At 37.1% G+C, this 21,566-nt stretch carries 20 protein-coding genes; 10 read left to right on the top strand and 10 right to left on the bottom strand.

Features of this window, described 5'->3' with window-relative positions; all coding sequences use genetic code 11:
• Window positions 1-41 precede the first annotated feature (41 nt).
• A complete protein-coding gene (locus CUN59_RS01095) occupies window positions 42-656 on the bottom strand; it encodes a Uma2 family endonuclease (RefSeq protein ID WP_104386105.1) in 615 nt (204 codons plus the stop codon).
• On the opposite strand from CUN59_RS01095, the gene CUN59_RS01100 reads away from it, so the two are divergent.
• Entirely contained in the window at window positions 655-2,160 is a 1,506-nt protein-coding gene (locus CUN59_RS01100; RefSeq protein ID WP_243406826.1) for a fimbria/pilus outer membrane usher protein, read from the top strand. The genes CUN59_RS01095 and CUN59_RS01100 overlap by 2 nt on opposite strands.
• Window positions 2,161-2,279: 119 nt before the next feature.
• Entirely contained in the window at window positions 2,280-2,492 is a 213-nt protein-coding gene (gene thiS, locus CUN59_RS01105) for a sulfur carrier protein ThiS (RefSeq protein WP_104386106.1), read from the top strand.
• Here the strand turns inward: thiS and CUN59_RS01110 are convergent.
• On the bottom strand, window positions 2,489-3,724 hold the full coding sequence (locus CUN59_RS01110; RefSeq protein ID WP_104386107.1) for a glycosyltransferase family 4 protein: 1,236 nt from the start codon (window positions 3,722-3,724) through the stop codon (window positions 2,489-2,491). The genes thiS and CUN59_RS01110 overlap by 4 nt on opposite strands.
• A gap of 2,182 nt (window positions 3,725-5,906) precedes the next feature.
• On the opposite strand from CUN59_RS01110, the gene CUN59_RS01115 reads away from it, so the two are divergent.
• Window positions 5,907-6,341: a cobalamin biosynthesis protein gene (locus tag CUN59_RS01115; RefSeq protein WP_104386108.1), complete on the top strand. Its 435-nt coding sequence runs from the start codon at window positions 5,907-5,909 to the stop codon at window positions 6,339-6,341.
• 135 nt (window positions 6,342-6,476) lie between these two features.
• Here CUN59_RS01115 and CUN59_RS01120 read toward each other — a convergent pair whose 3' ends face one another.
• From CUN59_RS01120 to CUN59_RS01130, 3 genes are all read right to left on the bottom strand, one after another.
• The gene (locus CUN59_RS01120) at window positions 6,477-6,830 is read right to left on the bottom strand and encodes a phage holin family protein (protein ID WP_104386109.1); all 354 of its coding nucleotides are present in this window, start codon (window positions 6,828-6,830) and stop codon (window positions 6,477-6,479) included.
• A 21-nt stretch (window positions 6,831-6,851) separates the two neighbouring features.
• Window positions 6,852-7,529, bottom strand: a complete 678-nt coding sequence (locus CUN59_RS01125) for a peptidoglycan-binding domain-containing protein (RefSeq protein WP_243406827.1) — start codon at window positions 7,527-7,529, stop codon at window positions 6,852-6,854.
• Window positions 7,530-7,922: 393 nt separating this feature from the next.
• A complete protein-coding gene (locus CUN59_RS01130; protein ID WP_104386111.1) occupies window positions 7,923-8,555 on the bottom strand; it encodes a bifunctional 4-hydroxy-2-oxoglutarate aldolase/2-dehydro-3-deoxy-phosphogluconate aldolase in 633 nt (210 codons plus the stop codon).
• A 379-nt stretch (window positions 8,556-8,934) separates the two neighbouring features.
• Here CUN59_RS01130 and CUN59_RS01135 point away from each other — a divergent pair, with 379 nt between their 5' ends.
• The 6 genes from CUN59_RS01135 to CUN59_RS01160 all read left to right on the top strand — a co-directional run bounded on the left by CUN59_RS01135 (window position 8,935) and on the right by CUN59_RS01160 (window position 13,731).
• Complete coding sequence (locus tag CUN59_RS01135) at window positions 8,935-10,113, top strand: MFS transporter (RefSeq protein WP_104386112.1); 1,179 nt, start codon at window positions 8,935-8,937, stop codon at window positions 10,111-10,113.
• 339 nt (window positions 10,114-10,452) lie between these two features.
• Window positions 10,453-11,241, top strand: coding sequence for a DUF4231 domain-containing protein (locus tag CUN59_RS01140; RefSeq protein ID WP_104386113.1), 789 nt, complete (start codon window positions 10,453-10,455; stop codon window positions 11,239-11,241).
• A gap of 184 nt (window positions 11,242-11,425) precedes the next feature.
• On the top strand, window positions 11,426-11,629 hold the full coding sequence (locus CUN59_RS01145) for a TLTLP motif-containing protein (protein ID WP_104386114.1): 204 nt from the start codon (window positions 11,426-11,428) through the stop codon (window positions 11,627-11,629).
• A 168-nt stretch (window positions 11,630-11,797) separates the two neighbouring features.
• On the top strand, window positions 11,798-12,310 hold the full coding sequence (locus tag CUN59_RS01150) for an inorganic diphosphatase (protein ID WP_104386115.1): 513 nt from the start codon (window positions 11,798-11,800) through the stop codon (window positions 12,308-12,310).
• 126 nt (window positions 12,311-12,436) lie between these two features.
• Window positions 12,437-12,820 carry an aspartate 1-decarboxylase gene (gene panD / locus CUN59_RS01155; RefSeq protein WP_104386116.1) on the top strand — a complete coding sequence of 128 codons (384 nt, stop codon included), beginning with the start codon at window positions 12,437-12,439 and terminating at the stop codon, window positions 12,818-12,820.
• Window positions 12,821-12,831: 11 nt separating this feature from the next.
• The gene (locus CUN59_RS01160; RefSeq protein ID WP_104386117.1) at window positions 12,832-13,731 is read left to right on the top strand and encodes an MBL fold metallo-hydrolase; all 900 of its coding nucleotides are present in this window, start codon (window positions 12,832-12,834) and stop codon (window positions 13,729-13,731) included.
• Between the two features lie 201 nt (window positions 13,732-13,932).
• On the opposite strand, the gene CUN59_RS01165 is transcribed toward CUN59_RS01160, so the two are convergent.
• From CUN59_RS01165 to CUN59_RS01180, 4 genes are all read right to left on the bottom strand, one after another.
• Window positions 13,933-14,970 carry an anthranilate phosphoribosyltransferase family protein gene (locus tag CUN59_RS01165; RefSeq protein WP_104386118.1) on the bottom strand — a complete coding sequence of 346 codons (1,038 nt, stop codon included), beginning with the start codon at window positions 14,968-14,970 and terminating at the stop codon, window positions 13,933-13,935.
• A 151-nt stretch (window positions 14,971-15,121) separates the two neighbouring features.
• The gene (ruvB, locus tag CUN59_RS01170) at window positions 15,122-16,222 is read right to left on the bottom strand and encodes a Holliday junction branch migration DNA helicase RuvB (protein WP_104386119.1); all 1,101 of its coding nucleotides are present in this window, start codon (window positions 16,220-16,222) and stop codon (window positions 15,122-15,124) included.
• A gap of 355 nt (window positions 16,223-16,577) precedes the next feature.
• Window positions 16,578-16,907, bottom strand: a complete 330-nt coding sequence (locus tag CUN59_RS01175) for a 2Fe-2S iron-sulfur cluster-binding protein (RefSeq protein ID WP_104386120.1) — start codon at window positions 16,905-16,907, stop codon at window positions 16,578-16,580.
• Window positions 16,908-17,076: 169 nt separating this feature from the next.
• Entirely contained in the window at window positions 17,077-19,236 is a 2,160-nt protein-coding gene (locus CUN59_RS01180; RefSeq protein ID WP_104386121.1) for a Tex family protein, read from the bottom strand.
• A 220-nt stretch (window positions 19,237-19,456) separates the two neighbouring features.
• Between CUN59_RS01180 and CUN59_RS01185 the strand changes: the two genes are divergently transcribed.
• Window positions 19,457-19,669, top strand: coding sequence for a hypothetical protein (locus CUN59_RS01185; protein ID WP_104386122.1), 213 nt, complete (start codon window positions 19,457-19,459; stop codon window positions 19,667-19,669).
• A gap of 167 nt (window positions 19,670-19,836) precedes the next feature.
• On the opposite strand, the gene nadB is transcribed toward CUN59_RS01185, so the two are convergent.
• The gene (gene nadB / locus CUN59_RS01190; protein WP_104386123.1) at window positions 19,837-21,519 is read right to left on the bottom strand and encodes an L-aspartate oxidase; all 1,683 of its coding nucleotides are present in this window, start codon (window positions 21,517-21,519) and stop codon (window positions 19,837-19,839) included.
• Window positions 21,520-21,566 lie beyond the last annotated feature (47 nt).

Genomic DNA, 21,566 nt, shown 5'->3' on the forward strand with positions numbered 1-21,566 from the left:
TCAAAGAAGTCGGGGATCTGGGTATTAAAGATTAATATTTATCAAATATTACCACCTTGAAAAATCTGTTGGGCAGTCAAATTCAAATCTGGAAAAGTTGGTGATATCATCCTTTCATCATTTCTAAACTGCCTTACTTGATACTCATCTTCAATTAATAAGTAAATAGATATAGTAGGTTGTTTAGGACTACCTATATAACGAATACCTCCTAAAGCTAAATAATCAATAATCCAATATTCAGGAATGCCAATCTCTTCATAATCTCGTAATTTAGTTAGGTAGTCATCACGCCAATTTGTACTAACGACCTCAACAATTAAGGGAATAGAAGCAGCTTGAGTTACAGTTGATTGTTTTTGCCACAGAGGTTCATTGACTAAATTAGTTTTGTTTAATAATAGAATATCTGGTACATAACCTGATTCGCTTTCAGGCGGTTTGACTAATGCTTGTTTAGGAATGGAATAAGGAAGATTTAATCTATCAAATTCTACAGTTATTTTCCTAGCTGTAAAACCTATGACATCTTCATGTGGTCCTGTTGGTTGTGACATCTCCACAATTACTCCATTATGCAGTTCATAGGGTTCTCCATCTGGTTTCCAATCTGCAAATTCCGCAAAGGTTACTGGTTTTTGTAAAACTTGAACCATGATTTATATACCCTCCGGTAGTGGTTCTACAAAAGTTGTAATTCGTGATGCTTTGGGTCGAGAAGAGGTAATCACTTCACCTTTTTATTTTGCTGGAGGGTTGCTAAAACCCGGTTTATCTGACTACAGCTTTAATTTAGGTTTACAGCGATTTAAACTAGATGCTGATAATTTTAATTATGGTTCTCCGGCTTTTCTCGGTCGCTATCATCAGGGTATCACTAACTCCCTGACCCTGGGCGGGCGCTTGGAGGTTGCTAGTAATTTAATTAGTGGTGGTTCTACTCTAATCACTACCCTACCCTTTGGGGCTTTAGAACTATCCCTGGCCGCTAGTAGTGAATCAGGAATTTCCGGGACTGCGGCTGCCCTCACCTATAGCTATTCTAGTCGTAATATCGGTTTTGGTGGTTCGGTGCGGCTGTTGAGTGACCGATATGCTAATTTAAGTTTGAAAGCATTAGATGACAGAGCCACCTTAGAAAATAATGCTTTTATTTCTATCTCTCCTATCCGTAATTTCAGCTTAGGTTTGCAGTATGCGTCCTCTGACTTCCGTGACAAAGGACAGAATAACCTTCTAGGTCTTACCAGTACTTTGCGTCTCAATTCCCGTGCAGATTTATCTATAAATCTCACCAAGTCTAACCAACCTACACAACCAACTACAAATGAACTATTTATCGGGTTCAATTATACTTTAGGTAATGCGAGGGCTAGTATTAATCGGCAAAATACCAATGGTAAAACTGTAATTAGCTCCACTGTATCCTTGGAAAAATCTCGACCGGTTGGCAATGGCTGGGGCTACCGTCTTCAGGTTAACCCCAACGAGGAAAAAATTCCCGCCAATGGTAATATCCAGTATCGCGCTCCCTTTGGGGTTTATGAGTTAAACCTCAACCGCAGTAATGGTATAAATAGTGGCTCTGTTAATATCTCTGGTAGTATTATCGGCATAGGAAATAGTGTTTTTCTGGCTCCTCCTGTCACTGAAAGCTTTGCACTGATAAAAGTTCCAGGGGTGAGGGGTGTGCGTGGTTACAGTAATAATCAGGAAATTGGACGCACTAATTCTCAGGGTAATTTAATAATTACTAATCTGCGCCCTTATAATGGGAATAATTTGAAAATCCAAGATGAGGATATTCCTTTAAACTACAAAATTGATGCTAATGAAAAGGTCATTGCTCCGACTTTTCGAGGTGGGGCAGTTGTGCCTTTTCCTGTGCGCCTAATTCAGGGTCTTATCGGTACTTTGTCGGTAGAAACATCAGGAAAAACCGTAATTCCGTCCTATGGTCAGTTAAATGTAACTGTGGATAATCAAATTATTAACTCACCTATTGGTAAGGAAGGAGATTTTTATTTAGACAGTGTTCCTCCGGGAAAATATGCAGCTAATGTAGACTATGAAGGAGGTATTTGTAATTTTGAGCTAACTATTCCCCAGTCTCAGGAACAAATAGTTAATTTAGGTAATTTAAAGTGTATCACTCCTTAGAGGGTGTTTTAAGCTGTTACGCAACAACTTAACTATCTCTGTTCCCCATTCCCCATTCCCCATTCCCCATTCCCTTTTAACGCTAACCTACTTAACTCTTAAATTCAAATTTTTTCTCCATGTCTGATCAAATTAGTCTCCAAGTCAATGGAGAAACGCGCAATTGTTTATCCCTAACTCCTTTACCGGAATTACTGCAAGAATTAGGTTTTAATCCGCGTTTAGTAGCAGTAGAATACAACGGTGAAATATTACATCGTCAATTTTGGACTGAAACTCAAATCAAAGACGGCGATCGCTTAGAAGTAGTCACCATCGTGGGTGGTGGTTAATTCAACAAACAAGAATAGCAAGATTCTGGACTATATAACCAACGATGATAGTTTTTGCGTTTAGCTAATTCTCTACCTTGACGGCCTAGTTTTTCCCGTAGTTGTGAATCTTGACACAAGTGCTTAAAAGCTTGTAAAATCTCATAACCAGAATCGGGATTTACTAACAGACCATTTTCTTGATGATGAACCGCATCTAAAACACTCCCTAAGCAAGAAGCAATTACAGGTTTACCAAAATAACCCGCTTCTAAATAAACCATACCAAAATTATCTATGGTTGGATCTTCATAATTATCTGAATTTAACATAGCGAAAATATCACAGGCAGCATAATAACCCGCTAAATCCCGTTCTGGTACATACCTAGCAAAATGTACTCTGTTATCAATTCGTAATTTTCGCGCTTGGGATTTTAGCTGGTTTTCATAAACTCCTGTACCGCAAATAATACAATGGACATCTACACCAATAGTTAGTAATACGGGAATATTATCTATTACCCGATCAAAGTTATTATATTTAACCAAATTACCCACAGAAAGAATCAAAATTGCTGTTTCGGGAATATGATAATTTTGCCGAATGCGATGACGTAAATCATCAAGATGACTCAAACTAGTAGGATTACCAAATTTTTCTGGACTCACTACTGGGTTAATAACATGAGTCGGAGTATCTAAGCGAAAAGTATTTCTTAAAGCATTGCGAATATAAGAACTATGACAAACAATACCCTTAGCACGGTTGAGAGTTAATTTTAATAACCATCTCCATAGAGGATTACCAGAAATCCGTAGTAAATCATTACCATGTAAATAGATAAAAAAGCGAATTGGTAAGATATAACTTAGTGCTAACAACACCGGAAAATCCTCACCATGACACCATTCTATATAACGATAATGATAACGAAAATATAATTTAATAGCTAGGAAAAACGAGCAAACAATATTAAATCCAGATTGCAGAATCTGAATTAACCAATGATTACACCAAGAGGGAAAATGAAACCAACGATAAACGGGAAATTGCTGAGATTGATCAAATTTTTGATCTCCAGCAAAACCACCAGCTAAAACAATTACCTGCTCTGGATCTTGTAAACAACGATTATAAACATATTCACCAATTACTGCTTCTTCTGGACGGAATATTTGCGAAATCACTAGGATATTGGGATAAGCTGTTTTATCTCTAACTTGTAACCCTAGTTGTGATATATTTTCCATAATTAAGCTTGATAAATTAACTGGAATTAGGGCATTATATGAAATTCATTTACTTAATCAAAACCAAAGTAAATAAATTACCAAAACTATGATATTGGCAGTTTCAATAGATTATTACTTACATCCACCAACATCATCATAATCAATTTTAAAGATATCCCATAGGTAACTCTGATGATAGATATAAATAGCATTTTGGAGATTTCGTTGATTGAAAATGCAATACATCAATGTAATATTAAATTTGTTAACAATGAGATTGATCAAAATTAGGAATTATACAAGATTGGACTCAAAATCTAATTATCATCTCAATTCCTTGTCCATTTTTTGTAGGTTGGGTTAAGCGACAGCGCAACCCTACGCGAACGTACCTCAACCCAACCTACAAATCAAGACTTTTTTCGATTTGGACAAGGTATTGTTATTTTAGAGGTAATTTATCAATTAGCTCTAATTGAAGGATTTTAGTATCAGCTAGGTTATTTCTCTGAAATCTTGCTCCTCTATATTCTTGATTTCACAAGTATTATCAATCCTGAATTATTCTTGAAATGAGCAGACACATGGCTAACAAAACTATCAATTTTTAACGGATTTTGTCGCCAATTATTGTTGAATTTTTCAGGTTTATCAATGCTGACTAAGTTATCTACAAAATCGAAAATAGTTATGATTCATCATTGATATTTATCAGAAATTCCTAATAAACTACTCAGAAACTAATCGGAAAATTACTAAATCTAACTATTTCTTGTAGAATAACCTAAATACTGACTATTTTTGTGCCAAATTGCCAAAAATATTTAGTAATTTGGTAATCTGTGTCATAGCATTTAGTGACAAATAATGATTTAATTATTTTCCCTATTTTTACTTTTGTTGCTTTGATATTTTTTAGCATTTATTAAAGTATCAATCTTCGCTTTTACCTCATCCTCAATTACAATACATCTGGATGTGATCATTAATCTATTGATCACAATATAGTCTATTTCCAAAGTAATTTTTTCTACCCATGCTTATAGTAAATAGGTAGTAAATGTATAATTTGTAATTATCATTTTGGTTACATCACTAATAAAAAATCAACCCTCTCATATATATATGACCTAAATATTCCGACTCTATCCGGGAAAAAATCAGCTAGTTGCAAAATTAGTCACAGAAAACATCGTATTATTTAAAACACTTGGCTCGGAAATGATTGGCTAGTAGCTATATTTACATTAAATAAGTGCTAATTTTTTGATCAAGAATTATTGCTGGTATTATTAATGAATAAATGATATTGGTTCTTCAGTACTTGTTATGCTAAATTACTAATTGGGTAAGAGGGAACAGGGAACAGGGAACGGGGAACAGGGGAAAAAATCTTTAATTTTCTAATTTTTTAACAAGGCTAATAATCATAGGACTTACGCAAGATGTAACTGAAACCCTGATTATTTCGTAGGGGTAATTCATGAATTATCACTACTTTCGCTCTATTTTGCGTAAGTCCTGAATCATTCTGCTTTCTTCTTTTAATAAGTTAAGAATCATTTCTATATCTTTTTCTGAGCATAATCCTACTCTTAACTAGTTGTTAAAAATAGAAAACTAATACAATATGCTAAATTGTGTCAAAATTTGTATAAATTAGTCTAGACTTGGTTAAATTAAGAAAAAAAAGAGAAACATCAAGATGAAATTCTAAGTCAACAAGCATAGAAAGCAGTAAATTAAATTTACCTTTGACTATTACCTTGTTTCTCCCTTGATGTTTCCTGCTGTGCTAGATGTGATGTGAACAATATACATTGTTTAATTTTGATTAGAAGTATTGAAATCATCACTTTTTAGGTAAAAAAAACTACTTTTATACTTAAGAAATCTTCCCTAAGTGTGATTTTCTAAATAGTAGATGACAGGTGATGGTGTGAAAAGTCCTTTACTATCTAGGTTTTATAGCTATAGCTATTAAGATTAGAAAATAAACTATAGTAGAGACGTTCCACCGGAATGTCTTTACAAGGGTCAGTTTTAAGGTGAATTCAAATAATTCAGGACTTACGCAAAAATCCTCCGAAACTCTTATTCCTCTGCGTCCTCTGCGTCCTCTGCGGTTCTATATTCCATGATTCGTGGGTAAGTCCTATAATTTTAACTCAGTTTCTCCAAGTTAAGTAGAGTACATAATATGGTAGACAAAGAAAATTTATGGGTGGGAGTTGGTTGTCAAAGAGGAATTTCCCAGGAATTAATTCATACTGCCATTAAACAAGTTTTTGAGGAATATCAACTTATATATACTCATATAGCAGGAATAGCAACTATTGATAAAAAAGCTTCAGAAATTGCTTTACTTGAATTTTGTCAACTAGAAAAATTTATTTTCAAAACCTTTAGTCCTGAGCTTTTAAATAATGTATTTGTTCCCAATCCTAATCATAATATTACTAAATTCATGGGAACATCTAGTATTGCTGAAGCATCTGCTATTCTCGCCGCTAGGGAACCCACATCAAAGGAAATAAAATTATCAAAATTATTAGTTCCCAAACAAATCTTGCGATTACCAGAGACAGCAGTATCAGTAACAATAGCAGTAGCAAAAAGTGTTGAAAAATCCTAAGAATTCAGGTAGTTTAATCAATCTGTGGCTAAGATCCCCGACCTCTTTTTTTTAATCGTATCAACAAATTATGATTTTTTCTCAAAAGTCGGGGATCTAAATGCTATGCTGGATTCTTACCGCAAAACTAATATTCTAATCAACTACATTAACAATTTGGTTAATAATAGCAGAGACAATGGAAAGGACAATTGAACCTAAAAAAGCGGGAATAAAACCCTGAATGTAAAACCCAGAACCAGGGGTAATTGCACTTGCTAACCATAGAGTTAAGGCATTAATGACAAAACTAAATAAACCCAAGCTAATTAAGGTAATGGGAAACGTTAAAATCTGTAAAATTGGCCGGATAATGGCATTAACTAGACCAATGACCACAGTAGCAACTAAGGCCGCTACAAAACCATTAATAATGATACCAGGGACAATTTTAGATGTAATTAGTAATGCTAATGCTGTACCGAGCCAAGTCAATAGAAAGTGTTTCATAGTTTGATAGCTAGAACAAAATTAGCGTTGTGTAGAAGTGCGTTTAACAAAAGCTTTCCACGTACTACCACCAACTATACCATCAGATTCTAAGCCATAACGAACTTGAGCGGCTTTGACTGCGATTTCTGTAGATTTGCCAAAATTCCCATCTATTTCACCAGTTAAAAAACCTAAGTTTTGTAGTTGTTTTTGCAACTTGACCACTTCTGGTCCTGACATACCTCTCCCCAAAATAGGCCATCCTTCAGGACTATATTTAATACCTGGTAGTTGTTGATTAAGGGGAGTAGGTCGAAGACCAGTATTCGGGCGATTTTTGGGATTTGTACGTTTTGGTGCAGAATTATTGACTTGAGGATTTTTTTTCCCTGGGGTGGGGAGGGTGTTAAAAGTCCTGACAGTATTGGAGAGTGAAGAGTTAATAGTTGATGGGGTAGGAAATAATTTTTGCCAGGTGATACTATCTACTGTGCCATTGGGTTTTAAACCAGCAGCTTGTTGAAATTGGGAAACTGCAACAGCAGTATTTTCTTGGTATTTCCCATCTACATTCCCTGTATAAAAGCCTAATAGTTTTAAAGCAGCTTGTAGTTCCACGACTCGTTCACCTCTACTATCTAGGTTGAGAGTAGGACGATTAATTTTAATTTCTGTGTTCAGTTGGGAAATTTGGACAGGTGTTGCGGTTGATGTCATAGTCCAGGTGCTAATCAGAACGGGTGTGGTGACAAGCAAGAGTAGGGAATACCAAGAATTTAGGCCCGTGGATTTGGGGATGTTTGCTGTTAAATTCACTTTCATAGAACTATTTTTGTAGTTTAAATACAAGCACAAAAAATGTACGAGTTATGCTATTTGATCCTATGTTTGAGTAACTATTATAGCATAGCTACCCTGATAATATATGGTGTGAGGTAGTCTTGGATATGTTATGATTTCCTGAGTGTTAAATAATTCAGAACTTAACTAAATTTAACACCACAAATCTCCTACTAGGTAAATATAGCAGAAAAATATGATCAGAAAACCGCAAAAGCTTTATGTATAAGAATTTTCTGCTCTCGATTGTCTTCATAAAGCCGATAATGGCTAATGTAACCTCTGCATAAGAGTTTTTGCTTGTTGCGTTATGCCAGTCCAATTTCCCCGTAACACTGATTTTGATGGGAATAATTCACCACTTAAGCCCACTGCTATCGCACCAACTTGTAAAAAATCTTTAGCATTTTCTAAGGTTACACCCCCGGTAGGGATGAGGGGAATATGGCCAAGGGGTGCTTGTAAACTTTTAATATAGCTAGTTCCGCCCACTGCTTGTACTGGAAAGACTTTGACACAACTTGCACCATAATTCCAAGCAGTCATAATTTCTGTGGGTGTCAATGCACCGGGAATGATGGGGATATTGGCACTGACTGCCCTTTGGATCATTTGTGGATCGGTGTGGGGTGTAAAAAGAAACTGCGCTCCACAGGCGATCGCCTCTTCTAACTGTTGGACATTAAATAACGTTCCTGTCCCAATCATACAATCAGGTAATTGGGCGCGAAGTTGGGAAATTAATTCTGGTGCGCGATCGCTATTCCAGGTAATTTCAATTAACTGCATCCCCCCAGATACTACAGCTAAAGCCATTTGTTCACCCAATACCATTTTTGAGGTGCGAATAACAGCGATCGCTCGGTGTTTTTTTAATTGTGATAACCACACTTGATTAGACATTTTAACTGTTATAACAGAAGGCAAGGGGTAAGAGGCAAGGGTGAAACCCTTGCTATTATTAGGTTTCAAGTATCAATAATGTCCTAATCATCCTGGCTATAGCTATACTTGTAACCAAGAGGCCAAAAACCTTAAATTACACATTACTGTAATTTAAAAATGGTTCTATCAATTATAGGACTTACGCAAAAAACCTCTCAAACTCTCATTTCTCCGTGTCTTCTATGCCTGGAGTGGTTCGCTTTTTTATAATTTGTACGTAAATACTAAATTAAATAGGTAAGACATCGTGAAAATGCGTATAGTCAAAGTAATAATGTCTATCTAGCGTATGATAGTAAATGCTAGGATGATTAAAGATAAATATGTTTAATTCACAATGAATCGGATTTTTTGGATTACTGCTTCAATTGCCTTTATTAACTCCCTGAGTTTTACAATTTTAATCCCCATTATTTATCTTTATGGTAAACAATTTGGATTAAATGATTTCCAAACCAGTTTATTATTTTCTACCTATTCCATCGCTCAGTTTTTCGCCACTCCAGTAATTGGGAAACTTTCTGATAGACTTGGACGGAAACCATTATTAATTATCAGTTTAGCCGGAACAGTAATTGCGAATACTATCGCTGGTACTGCCACCATACCGAGTTTACTATTTTTCGCCAGATTTTTAGATGGTATCACAGGCGGAAACGCTTCTGTTGCCCAAGCTATGATTTCCGATGTCACCAATCAAAAAGATCGCGCCCAAGCCTTTGGAATTTATGGTGCAGCCTTGGGATTAGGCTTTATTATTGGACCAGCTACAAGTTTAGTAGCACAGCAAATTTCTTTAGGGACAGGATTTTTAGCTTCTGGTGCAGTTGCTTTCATTGCTATGTTAATGACCATTTTTTTATTACCAGAAACTCTCCAAAACAAATCTACAAAATCTACTAATATTTTTGATTTAGGCTTAGAAAATTTAATTAAAGGTTTTGCCATGCCAGGAGTAGGTATTTTATTATTGATTAACTTTTGTACAGGGACAACATTTACCATGTTTACCTATGCCTTCCAACCCTATTTTATTCAGGTTTTAGATCAAAACAGTAAATCTTTAACACTTTTATTTCTGACAATTGGCACATTGGGAGTAATTATGCAAACCTGGGGAGTATCTGTTCTCAGTCATAAATTTAATGTGGTGAAAATCTTATTTTTAGGTTTATTCGTTCGCAGTTTATCATTTGTGTTAATGCCTGTTTGGCCTAGCATCACTTATTTTGTTGTAATTACTATCTTTTTTGCCTTATTTAATGCTTTAGTCCAACCCATGATTAGTACATTAATTTCCCTCAATGCCCAACCTCAAAATCAGGGAATCGCATTAGGATTAAACGCCTCCTATTTAAGTATTGCCAATGCCATTGGTCCAGTCATTGCGGGGATAATGGTTCAACAATCCCAACCTATCACCTATGGCTATCCTTTATATCTGGCAGGAGTTTTGACATTTGTGGTTTTAGCCCTAGCTATAGCTACTTGCAAACAATACAGCCCTGCCATTTGATTTTTCAATAGACATAGGAGTGAAAATTATCGTAGAGACAATTCATGAATTGTCCCTACAAGGGTTTGGTGGTTATGCACATTTAATTACCACCAGATATCTTATTAATAGCATTTAGTCTCAATTAAAAACAGAATTAAATCTTAAATAAACTTAACTAAATTTAAAATTTATCTATAATCTTGAAAACAATTATGGCATAAAGCTTGACATCAATTTTATAAATCTGTTGTTATTGGCAGCTACTTGTAAATAATACTACCTTATTGTAAGGTACTATTGTTTGTAAAAAAAACGATTTTTCTTGAGCAATTCTGCAATCACTACATCAAACGCAATATGTTATTGTTTTTCAAGCTGATTGATTATTTATTAGGCGCAGTTGCTATCACATCTGTGTTTGTGATTTATGTTGATTCTAATAATCAACAATATGTCAGTGCTGCTGCTGTGGCGTTAACTGTGGCTATTGGGTTATTTCTGCTGAATAGACAGTCAGTAAAAAATGCCAAAAAAGAAGCACAAAGAAATGAACTTTCCCACAAAGCTGAACTCTATACCTCCTTATTAAGCAATGGTACTACCTTGAACTACGATACAGTTTTACCAGCGCGAGCAAAGGCTTTAGAATATTGCCAAGAGTTGATTAACGATTATAAAAGTTCTCGAAATCTTGCTAGAACTCTTTACTACGTTTTGCAAATTTCTACAGTCATTTTATCAGGTGTCACGCCAATTTTAGTCCTGGTAGATAAATTAGAAACCGGACAACCTTGGTTAAAATGGTTGCCTGTTATTTGTCCAGCAGTCGCTTCCATTGTTGCTAGTATAGTCACCTCATTTCCTTTTCAAAAAAATTGGGTGGCTGCTAACAAAGCCGTTGAACTGTTAGAAACTGAACAAGAAAAATTTATTTTAGGCATCACTCCAGCTTATCGTTGTTATGATATTTCCGAGGAAGGTAAGCAACAACAAAAAGTCAGTCAAGCCATAGAACAATTTATTACCCAAGTGAATAATATTCACCTCCAACAAATACAAAAAAACTCGGATTCAGAACAGGAAAATAAAGATAAGCAAGAAGGTACTAAACCAGAAGAATCATCAACACCATCACATGTAGAATAAAAATCCCCTGCATAGTTGTGGCGTAGAAACTATAGGCGCGTAAACTGCGCCTCTGGTAAAATTAGTGGATCAAAATGTCAGGAATAATTAACATTGGGGCTGAATATAAAAAATATAGCTAGAATAGGGGTAACTCTCTTTAAGGGAGTCAACCAGCTAGTGATCTGATAAATTACAACTTTGTATGAATTTAAATAGCCAGTCTGCCAATTCTTCCGATACATATTCCCAGCGTTTGGCAGACATTGTGGGAACAGTAATCGCTCTGATCACCCTAACTTTACCAGTATTTATTATTGCCCACTATTCTGCCCCAAATGTAGACAAAAATCAGCCTCCCTTAAGTTATCACCTATCCATCCAAGAAAATTATCTAGCCTCTCCTTAAATAAGACCCGGGGAAAAAGATAAGCAGGAGGAGAAAAAAGATTGCCCCGATAATACATCAGTATTTCAGCAGGAATTTTGAGGAACAGATCCACAATGTCCTAAAATCTTACACTGGGAGCAAAAATGATTGCTGCCGACTGTTCAGTTTTAGTAGAGGAGTTTTATTGTGGATTTATCTCGGATTCCTGCCCAACCTAAGCCTGGTGTGGTTAATGTGCTGATTGAAATTGCTGGGGGCAGTCAAAATAAATATGAATACGATAAGGATTTACAAGCATTCGCGCTAGATCGCGTTCTCTATTCTTCAGTTAAATATCCTTACGACTATGGTTTTATTCCCAATACCCTAGCTGACGATGGCGATCCTTTAGATGGTATGGTAATAATGGATGAGCCAACATTTCCCGGTTGTGTCATTGCGGCTAGACCAATTGGTTATCTAGAAATGATTGATGGTGGCGATCGCGACGAAAAAATTCTGTGTGTTCCCGATAAAGATCCCCGTTATAGCCACGTGAAGTCCCTCAAAGACCTAGCTCCTCACCGATTAGACGAAATCGCCGAATTTTTCCGCAGTTATAAAAATTTGGAAAAAAAGGTGACAAACATTCTCGGTTGGCAGGATGTTGAGCAAGTAGCTCCTTTGGTAGAAAAGTTCATCAAAGCTGCTAAAGCATAATAGATAGTGGGTAATGCTAATATCAAATCATTACCCACTAAACAAATAGTTAGGGAATCATCACTAGTAATTAACTGGTGTGGCTTCAAAAACTTTTGCTGGTTGTAAAAAAAAATTTAAAACCAAATGCAGCGCACTCTCTTATCGGCAAAAATTCATAACTGTACTCTCACCGGGGCAAACATCAACTATGTAGGTAGTATCAGCATTGATAAAATTCTCTTAGAAAAGGCTGGTATATTGCCCTATGAACAAGTACAGGTGGTGAACATTGCCAATGGTGAGCGTTTTATTACCTATGCCATACCTGCTCCAGCTAATTCAGGGTCTATTGAATTGAATGGAGCGGCCGCACGTTTGGGCATAATTGGCGATCGCTTGATTATAATGACTTACGGGCAGTTTACTATAGAAGAGTTAAAATGTTACTCTCCTACCGTTGTAATTGTGGATAACAAAAACCAGTTATTAGAAGTGCGACAGTATGATGATCTGCTTAGTAAGCTCTAATTTTCAAGAAGATGTCAAATTTTGAGTTGTCCGATTCTCAAACTAATGTGAGTGAACAACTCAGTCCCAATCTCAGTAGTCCATCTGAGCCATTCCAGGTGCGATTCTGGGGTGTACGTGGTCTCATTCCTACTCCTAGCAACCATAACAGCCGCTACGGTGGGAATACTGGTTGTGTGGAAATGTCTGTGGCTGGAAAACGCTTAATTTTTGATGGAGGAACTGGGTTACGCATCCTGGGCACAACCTTGCAAGAACTCCATCAAACCTTGGAAGCCCATTTATTTTTTACCAATTCCCAGTCCAATCGCATCCAAGGATTTCCTTTTTTCGCGCCGGCGTTTATCGCTGGTAATCACTTTCATGTTTATGGAACAGCCGCTTCCAATGGGGCATCAATTAAGCAATGTCTGTGTGATCAAATGCTCCAGCCTCACTTTCCCTATCCCTTACAAGTGATGCAATCAAGATTAGAGTTTTATAATCTCACTCCAGGAAAATTAATCGAATTAGACCATGTCAAGATTAAAACGGGTTTAATCAATAAAACTCAGCGTTCTATTGGCTATCGTGTTAACTGGCAAGGGTGGAATGTAGCTTATGCTACGGATTTGCATAAAGTAATTCACGCAGATGAGCAAACACAAATTTTACAAATGATTGAAGATGCTGATTTATGGATTACTAATGCTATCTACACTCCACCCACGGAAAACAAAAATGAAGCAGCCGATTCTTTTTGGCAAATCACTGTAGATATGGCGCAAAAAGCTGCTGTTAAAAGGTTAGTTATCTCCCATCATCACCCTGATGATCATGATAATTTTCTTGACTATGTACAAACTCAAGTCCAGTCGGTCTTCCCCAAAGCATTATTCGCTCGTGAAGGACTTATATTAACTATTAATTGATTCATACCATTTCTTGATGAAGAAACACTTTATTCGGAAATGTAGAGACCTTCCATGGAAAATCTCTAGGATATTTATTTTCTGCAATTTGATAGCAGAAGGCAAGGGGCAAGAGTGAACCCCTTGCTATGATTAGGTTTTAAGGATCAATAATGTCCTAATTACAAAGGGCTATAGCTATGTTACTCATAGCTAATGGGTTTAACCGATAAGCATCTTGACTTGTTGCAGTTTAGCAGCTACTACACCAGTGGTAATTAATTCGGCTGATTTATTCATACCAGTTGGCATATCTGGACAAATACCACTCCGCCATAGATAAAAGCCGCCATTCCATAGGGCTGTTTGCATCAATTCGCCAGGGTTTCCGGTCAAAACTGCTTGCATATCCTGGATTAATTCTTCTGTAGTAGACAAAGGGACATTTTTGGGGATCAAGCCATATTCACGGGGTGCAAGCTGTAGCCGTGTTAATGCTTCCGAATCGGATGAAGATAAGCCAATAATAGCTGTGCGATCGCGTGGTAAATCACAGCTTCCCTCTAAACCCTTAATAAAAGTATATTTAGTCACACCCCTTAATTTCAACGCCTCTTGAAACATTCCTTCCGTAGGGGGATGAACAAAACCCGCAATAATATGGGCATCACCGACATAAGGACACCAAATTAATTCCATTGTCGCCGATGGTGGACGTTTACCTAACTGTTCCCGATATTCCCACAAAACTTGATTTAAAGGAAAATGCTTTGGTGTGTAAACAAAGCCAATTCCTGTCGCCTCAAACACCTGCTGAGTTTGTGCCAATGTTAAATTAGTCCAATCTATTCCTAAACCTTGCCAAATCTCAATTAGAGGTACACCATATTTAGTTGGTAAGCGATCTCCTCCGTGCATAATTATAGGTTGTCCCGCCGCTGCTAATAATAAAGCAGTAATTACATTAATGGGTGCAGTCCGGGTTCTGCCATCATAGGGTATACCGAAAACAATCACAGACTGCCCTATTGGTTGTAACTTGGGACCAAGTTCATCATAAGCATCTAACATCCCAGCTAACTCTTCCCCGGTTGGACGTTTAATACGATGGGCAATTAAAAACGCGCCAATTTGTATGGGAGTCGCTTCACCCAATAACATCATTTTTGTTGCCCTAGCCGCTTCAGCACGGGTTAAATTATCTGATGTGTGACTGCCACTACCTACTTTTTGAATAAATTCTTTAAATGTATTAGACATAGTTTAGTTGTCATAGTTCAAGGTTTTAGGGAAGAGTTGACAGGTAAAAGGGTATTTGGCATTATTCCTTAGTTATTGGGAAAATTCTTTCCCCTTCTTAGGGATCTAAAAATTGCTATAGGATCATCTTGTCTAAATCTAAAACCAAACGTTAAAGTAGTGATAACTGCTCATTAGGCGGCTTAAAACCCATGTGTTGATAAGCTGCTTTAGTTGCTATTCTTCCCCTGGGTGTCCGGCTTAAATAACCTATTTGCATTAAATAGGGTTCATACACTTCTTCAATGGTTTGGTTATCTTCCCCAGTTGTGGCGGCGATAGTTTCTAAACCCACTGGGCCACCATTAAAGTTTTCAATAATTACACTGAGCATTTTTCTGTCTGTCCAGTCTAATCCACAGGGATCTACTTGAAATAGTGTTAATGCCTCAGCAGCAACGGTTTCATTGATTTCTGAAAATGATTTTACTTCCGCATAATCACGGACTCGTTTTAGTAGTCTATTGGCAATTCTGGGTGTTCCCCGTGAACGTCTGGCAATTTCTGTCGCCCCATCTGACTTAATTGCGGTTTGTAATAATTCAGCAGTACGAATAACTATTTGTGTAAGTTCTTCAACTTCATAGAAACGCAACTTTTGAATTAAACCAAAGCGATCGCGCAAAGGAGAAGTTAAAGCCCCGACGCGAGTTGTCGCCCCCACTAAGGTAAATTTACATAAAGGGATACTCCTAATTCTGGCACTAGAACCTTTACCCACTGTAATATCTAAACGGTAATCCTCCATCGCTGGATACAGTATCTCCTCTGTCATCCGTGATAACCGATGGATTTCATCTATAAATAATACATCTCCTGGTTTGAGGTTGACTAATAACCCCACGATATCCCGTGGCCGTTCTAAAGCTGGGGCACTGGTAATTTTGCAATTTACCCCCATTTCTGTGGCTAAAATCATCGCCATTGTAGTTTTCCCTAAACCCGGTGGGCCATACAACAGCAAATGATCCATTACCTCCCCTCTAGACTTAGCTGCTTTAATAGCAATCTCTAAAACATCCTTTAAATCCTTTTGTCCAATGTAGTCAGCAAATTGCTGGGGACGAATACTTTCTTCTGGTTTACCTTGTTCATTAATAGCAGCCTCCGGTTGTAATAGGTTGTCTGCTGGAGGTAATTTTGCCTGCTCTTGCTGCTGTTTTGGTTCTCTGTTAGGTTCTGGAGGCTGTTTTTTAGAGGAGATAATCGCCATAATTTTCAGGAATTCAGAAATTTAGAGTAGATATTTAGCACCGATAAATCGTTACAGCAATCAAGTATTATAACTAGTATAGGATATTTGCGGTTAATGAAAATACAGCTACAGCATTAAAAAACATAAATATTTATTTTATAATTGTTAACCTTTTAAGTATTTTCTCTAATATGAGTATGTGTTTAATCATTAAGAATATATGAAAAGCACGCCAAGATACAGCAGTTTGCGAAGGTATGAGGTACACATTTTGCGGGCAAGATGCCCGCACCACAAAAGTTTGATTATGGTTGTACCGCATTTGAATGAAATATGCTGTATGAGTAAAGAAGTTGAGGATTTAGACGTTTCCTCATTGTCCATTGCTATAGTAAAGAGAGGATTTATATAACACCTGTTCTTGATGGGTTTCTAATACACAATCAGATAAGGGATAGCTAACACAGGTAACTACATATCCTGCGGCAATTTCCTGGGGACGAAGAAATTTTTGCTCACTTTGATCAATTTCTCCATTGATAAGTTTAGCCACACAAGCAGAACATTCTCCTTGTTTGCAACCTGATGGTAAACGAATAGCAGCTTCCTCGGCGATGTCAATAATATACTGATCATCGGGTACTTGAATAGTCTGATTTAATCCCAGGTTAGGGTTAATGAGTTGCACTTGATAAATGGCCATAGTAATTTGAGAGTTTTTTTACCCAGAGAAAATTTATTTGTTATTGATTTCAGCTATACAAACCAAATCCCCGACTAGAAATATTAAAGGAATATATCAAAAATCAAGAAAAGCTGTCCTAGAAGGACGGGGCTTGTATCCCACTATTTTCGGTCAGAAGTCGGGGATATTACTGTTTAATTCCTTTCATTGATAAACCTATGCGTTTTAGTTTTTCGTTGATTTCTAAAACCTGTACTTTTACAACTTGTCCAACTTTGACAATTTTTTTGGGATCATCTACAAATATATCCGCAAGTTGGGAAATATGCACTAAACCATCTTGATGGACACCAATATCAACGAAAGCACCGAAATTAGCAACATTAGTAATAATTCCTTCCAGTTGCATTCCTACGGTTAAATCTTTAATTTCTTTGATTCCCTCTTTAAAGGTCGCATATTTAAACTCAGCACGGGGATCTCTACCTGGTTTTTCTAATTCTTTGAGAATGTCGCGCAGGGTTGGTTCTCCAATTGTATCAGTAACATATTTTTTCAAGTTGGCTTTTTTCAGGTTTTCTGCAATTTGTGTAACTTGATTTAAGGATACTCCTAAATCAGCCGCAATAGATTGCACTAGCGAATAACTTTCTGGATGTACTGCGGTATTATCTAAGGGATTTTCACCTCCACGAATTCTTAAAAAACCGGCTGCTTGTTCAAAAGCTTTTGGTCCTAGTTTTGCTACTTTTAAGAGTTGACGACGATTTTTAAATGCGCCATTTTCGTTGCGATAGGCAATAATATTATTGGCTATGGTGGGGGTAATTCCTGAAATAAATGTTAACAGTTCTTTAGAAGCGGTATTTAAGTCTACACCCACATAGTTAACGCAACTTTCCACGGTTTCATCTAATTTCTTTTTGAGTAATTTTTGATCAACGTCGTGTTGATATTGTCCCACACCAATTGATTTAGGATCTATTTTGACTAATTCTGCTAAAGGATCTTGCAATCTTCTGCCAATACTAATTGCACCTCTGACAGTAATATCTAAATCAGGAAATTCTTCTAATGCTACTTTACTAGCAGAATATATAGATGCACCAGATTCATTGACCATAACCTTAACAGGTTTATGGGCTATATTTGGTAATACTTCCGCTACAAATTCTTCTGTTTCCCGTGAAGCTGTACCGTTACCAATAGCGATTAATTGAACTTGGTATTTTTCAAGTAATTTTTTAATAGTTTGCGCTGCTTTTTGGCGTTGTTCTGCTGCTTGGTGGGGAAACACAGCTTGATATTCTAGAAATTTGCCAGTTTCATCTAATATAGCTACTTTACATCCAGTTCTAAAACCTGGATCTATGGCCATTGTCGGTTTCATTCCTGCTGGTGCTGATAACAGTAATTCTCGCAAATTCGTTTCAAAGGTTTTGATTGATTCTATGTCAGAGTAGGTTTTTTTATTGCTAATGACTTCGCTAATTAAGGAAGTTTTCATTAAGCGGTTAAAACTATCTTTTAACATGACTTGATAAAAGTCGCGCAGGTTGCGAACTTTAGTTTTAATTTCCTGATGTTCTAAATAATCAAGGATGAAATTTTCATCAAAAGCAACTTCAAAACTTAATATTTTTTCTGCTTCTCCTCGACATAAAGCCAACATATTATGAGGAGCGATATTTTTAACTTTAATCTGATAATTGCGGTACATTTCAAATTTGGTTGTCCCTTCGGGATGTTCTTCTTTGATATGAGAAATAAACACCCCATTCTCTAACAAATATTCGCGTATGTATGCGCGTAATTCTGCTTTATCTGCTACTTCTTCAGCTAAAATATCTGATGCACCTTTTAACGCTTCATCGGTGCTTTTTACTCCCAAACTTTCAGAAACATACTTTGCTGCTGCTTCCTCTAACGATGCAGAAACAGCATTTTTTGTATTTAGAGATTGAATAAATTTGGCGAGAGGTTCTAGACCTTTTTCCCTAGCAATGGTAGCGCGAGTCCGACGTTTGAGACGATAGGGTAAATATAAATCTTCTAGTTCAGTTTTTTGTAAACAGGATGCTATTTTGCCCTGCAATTCTGGGGTAAGTTTATCTTGTTGGGCGATCGCATTAATAATGACTTTCTTTCTTTCTTCTAATTCCGTTAAGTAATTATGTCTATCTTGTAAATCCCGTAATTGGACTTCATTCATTTCATCAGTTCGTTCTTTACGATAACGCGCAATAAAGGGAATTGTTGCTCCTTCTGTTAAAAGTTCCAACGCGTTTTGTACCTGATGGGGTTTAAGTTGTAGTTCAGTAGCTAAGACTTGAGAAATATTCAACATTGGGTATCTAAATTGAAAGTGTTAAATTGATTCCAGCACGAATAGATAGTGTTAATTTAATCTACCAAATAATGGCATCATTTGAAAACAGTCAAATCATAGCTTCATGACAAAGTTGTTGCAATTTTGTGTTACTTAAGTATATGATTAATAACGTTCATGAACATGATTTAAACCTACTGGTATTAAACAGTAGATCGTAGTTTAGAGATTAGTAAAAATGCCTTTATTTTTCTTGATGACATTAGTTACAGGTGTAATCACTGGCTATCTCTTCAAAAGAAATGATGACGAAATCACCTACATTGCAGGTATTTTAACAGCCGTCATTTTTATCGTGAGTTTAGTATTAGCACCTTGGCAAATTCAGTTTGGTATGTTGATGTTTGTGGTCATTGTCAGTAACAAATTGCTGAATAAAAATTGGTTTTAAGCCAATTCTTTAAAATCAGAATCAAGTCGGCAATTATCAACCCTCTGTCAAAGATAATAATTGGGGGGTAATGAGGATGTGATTAAAATCCTTGCATTCCGTTAAATAAGATTTTGCTCAATTATTTTACGTCAAGATCCTCCCACCCAATCGTGCATACCTATGTTTCACGTCCTGCCTTCTTCAATATCTACCCACCATTGCTGATTTCTGACTAAAGTATGAACTTGCCAATCAGGATCAGTTTGGGGATAATCTAAACGATAGTGTCCTCCCCGGCTTTCTTTTCTAAAAGCGGCACTTTTAAGAATTAATTCACCTACATCTAATAAATTACGAGTTTCAGCCCACAGTCGTAATTCTTTTTCAATTTGTGGCTGAGGAAAATTAACTGATTGTGTCGGCTGTAATTTTAATAATAATTGAGTTAAAGGTAAGGCTGTAAATTCTTGTTGCCAAGATGAAATTTGAGTGATCGCATTTTTTAAACTAGATTCTTCTCGACAAATACCCGCACTTTGCCAAACTACACGGGGTAATTTTTGGCGAATTTCAGCCAGTTTTAGTTGTTGATTTTCCCACACGGTTGGAGACGGACTAAAATTAATAGTCTCAATATTCTCAGAAAATTCCTGTTGGGAAATTCTCAATTTTTCGGGGTTAACACTAGCCATTTGTGCCCCAAAGACAATACATTCCAACAAAGAATTACTCGCTAAACGATTAGCCCCATGTACTCCCGTACTAGCAGTTTCGCCAATAGCATACAAACCGGGAATATTAGTACAATTCATCACATCTGTGAGGATACCACCCATCCAATAATGGGCAGCAGGAGATACAGGAATAGGTTGAGTAAAAACATCAATCCCCCAGTGTTGACAAACGGCGATGATATTGGGGAAACGGTGACGAATTTTCTCAGGAGGAATGGGGCGCATATCTAACCAAACATTGGCTGTAGCTGGATCAGTAGCGGTTTTTTGTAAATGACTGAAAATAGCACGACTGACCACGTCTCGCGGTGCTAGTTCCCCTGCTGGGTGGTAATCAAAGGCAAAACGTCGCCCGGTATCATCTACCAGGTGCGCCCCTTCTCCACGTACAGCTTCACTAATGAGAAAACGTCCCGGTTTACTCAAAGCTGTGGGATGAAACTGGACAAATTCTAAATCTCTCAGAATTGCTCCTGCCCGCCAAGCAATGGCCACACCATCCCCTGTACTCACGGCGGGGTTAGTGGTTTGGGCAAAAACTTGACCACCACCACCAGTAGCTAAAATCACTGCCCCGGCACGAATCCAGGTAATTTTACCTTGATAAAATAGGCTAGTTCCCAAACATTGACCGGTTTGGGGTTCTATCCACAAACTCAAGGCTAAAGCTTGTTGAATGACTTGAATATTTTGACGACGCAAAACTTGATCTGTCAGGGTGGTGGTAACTTCTCTACCTGTAGTATCGGCTGCATGGAGAACGCGAGGACGAGAATGGGCGGCTTCTAGGGTTAAAGCCAAGTGATTATCATGGCGATCAAAAGCTACCCCTAAGTTAACTAGGGATTGAATACAATGAGGGGCTTGTTCTGCGAGAAATTCTACTGCGGCGATGTCGCATAAACCCACCCCCGCTTTTAATGTGTCTTCAATATGCAATTTTGGAGAATCTTCTGCGTCTACAGCTGCCGCTATGCCACCTTGCGCCCAATCACTAGCGGATAGGGTAACTGTTTCTTTAGTAATCAAGCCGATTTGTAAAGATTCTGGTAGACATAGGGATGTATATAGTCCAGCAGCACCAGCACCGACTACTAAAACATCAAATTGGTTAGGAATATTTATATCAGGCAAGATGAGTTAATGGGTAATGGGTAATGGGTAATGGGTAATGGGGAGAT

It is taken from the genome of Cuspidothrix issatschenkoi CHARLIE-1, from assembly GCF_002934005.1.
Taxonomy (GTDB): domain Bacteria; phylum Cyanobacteriota; class Cyanobacteriia; order Cyanobacteriales; family Nostocaceae; genus Cuspidothrix; species Cuspidothrix issatschenkoi.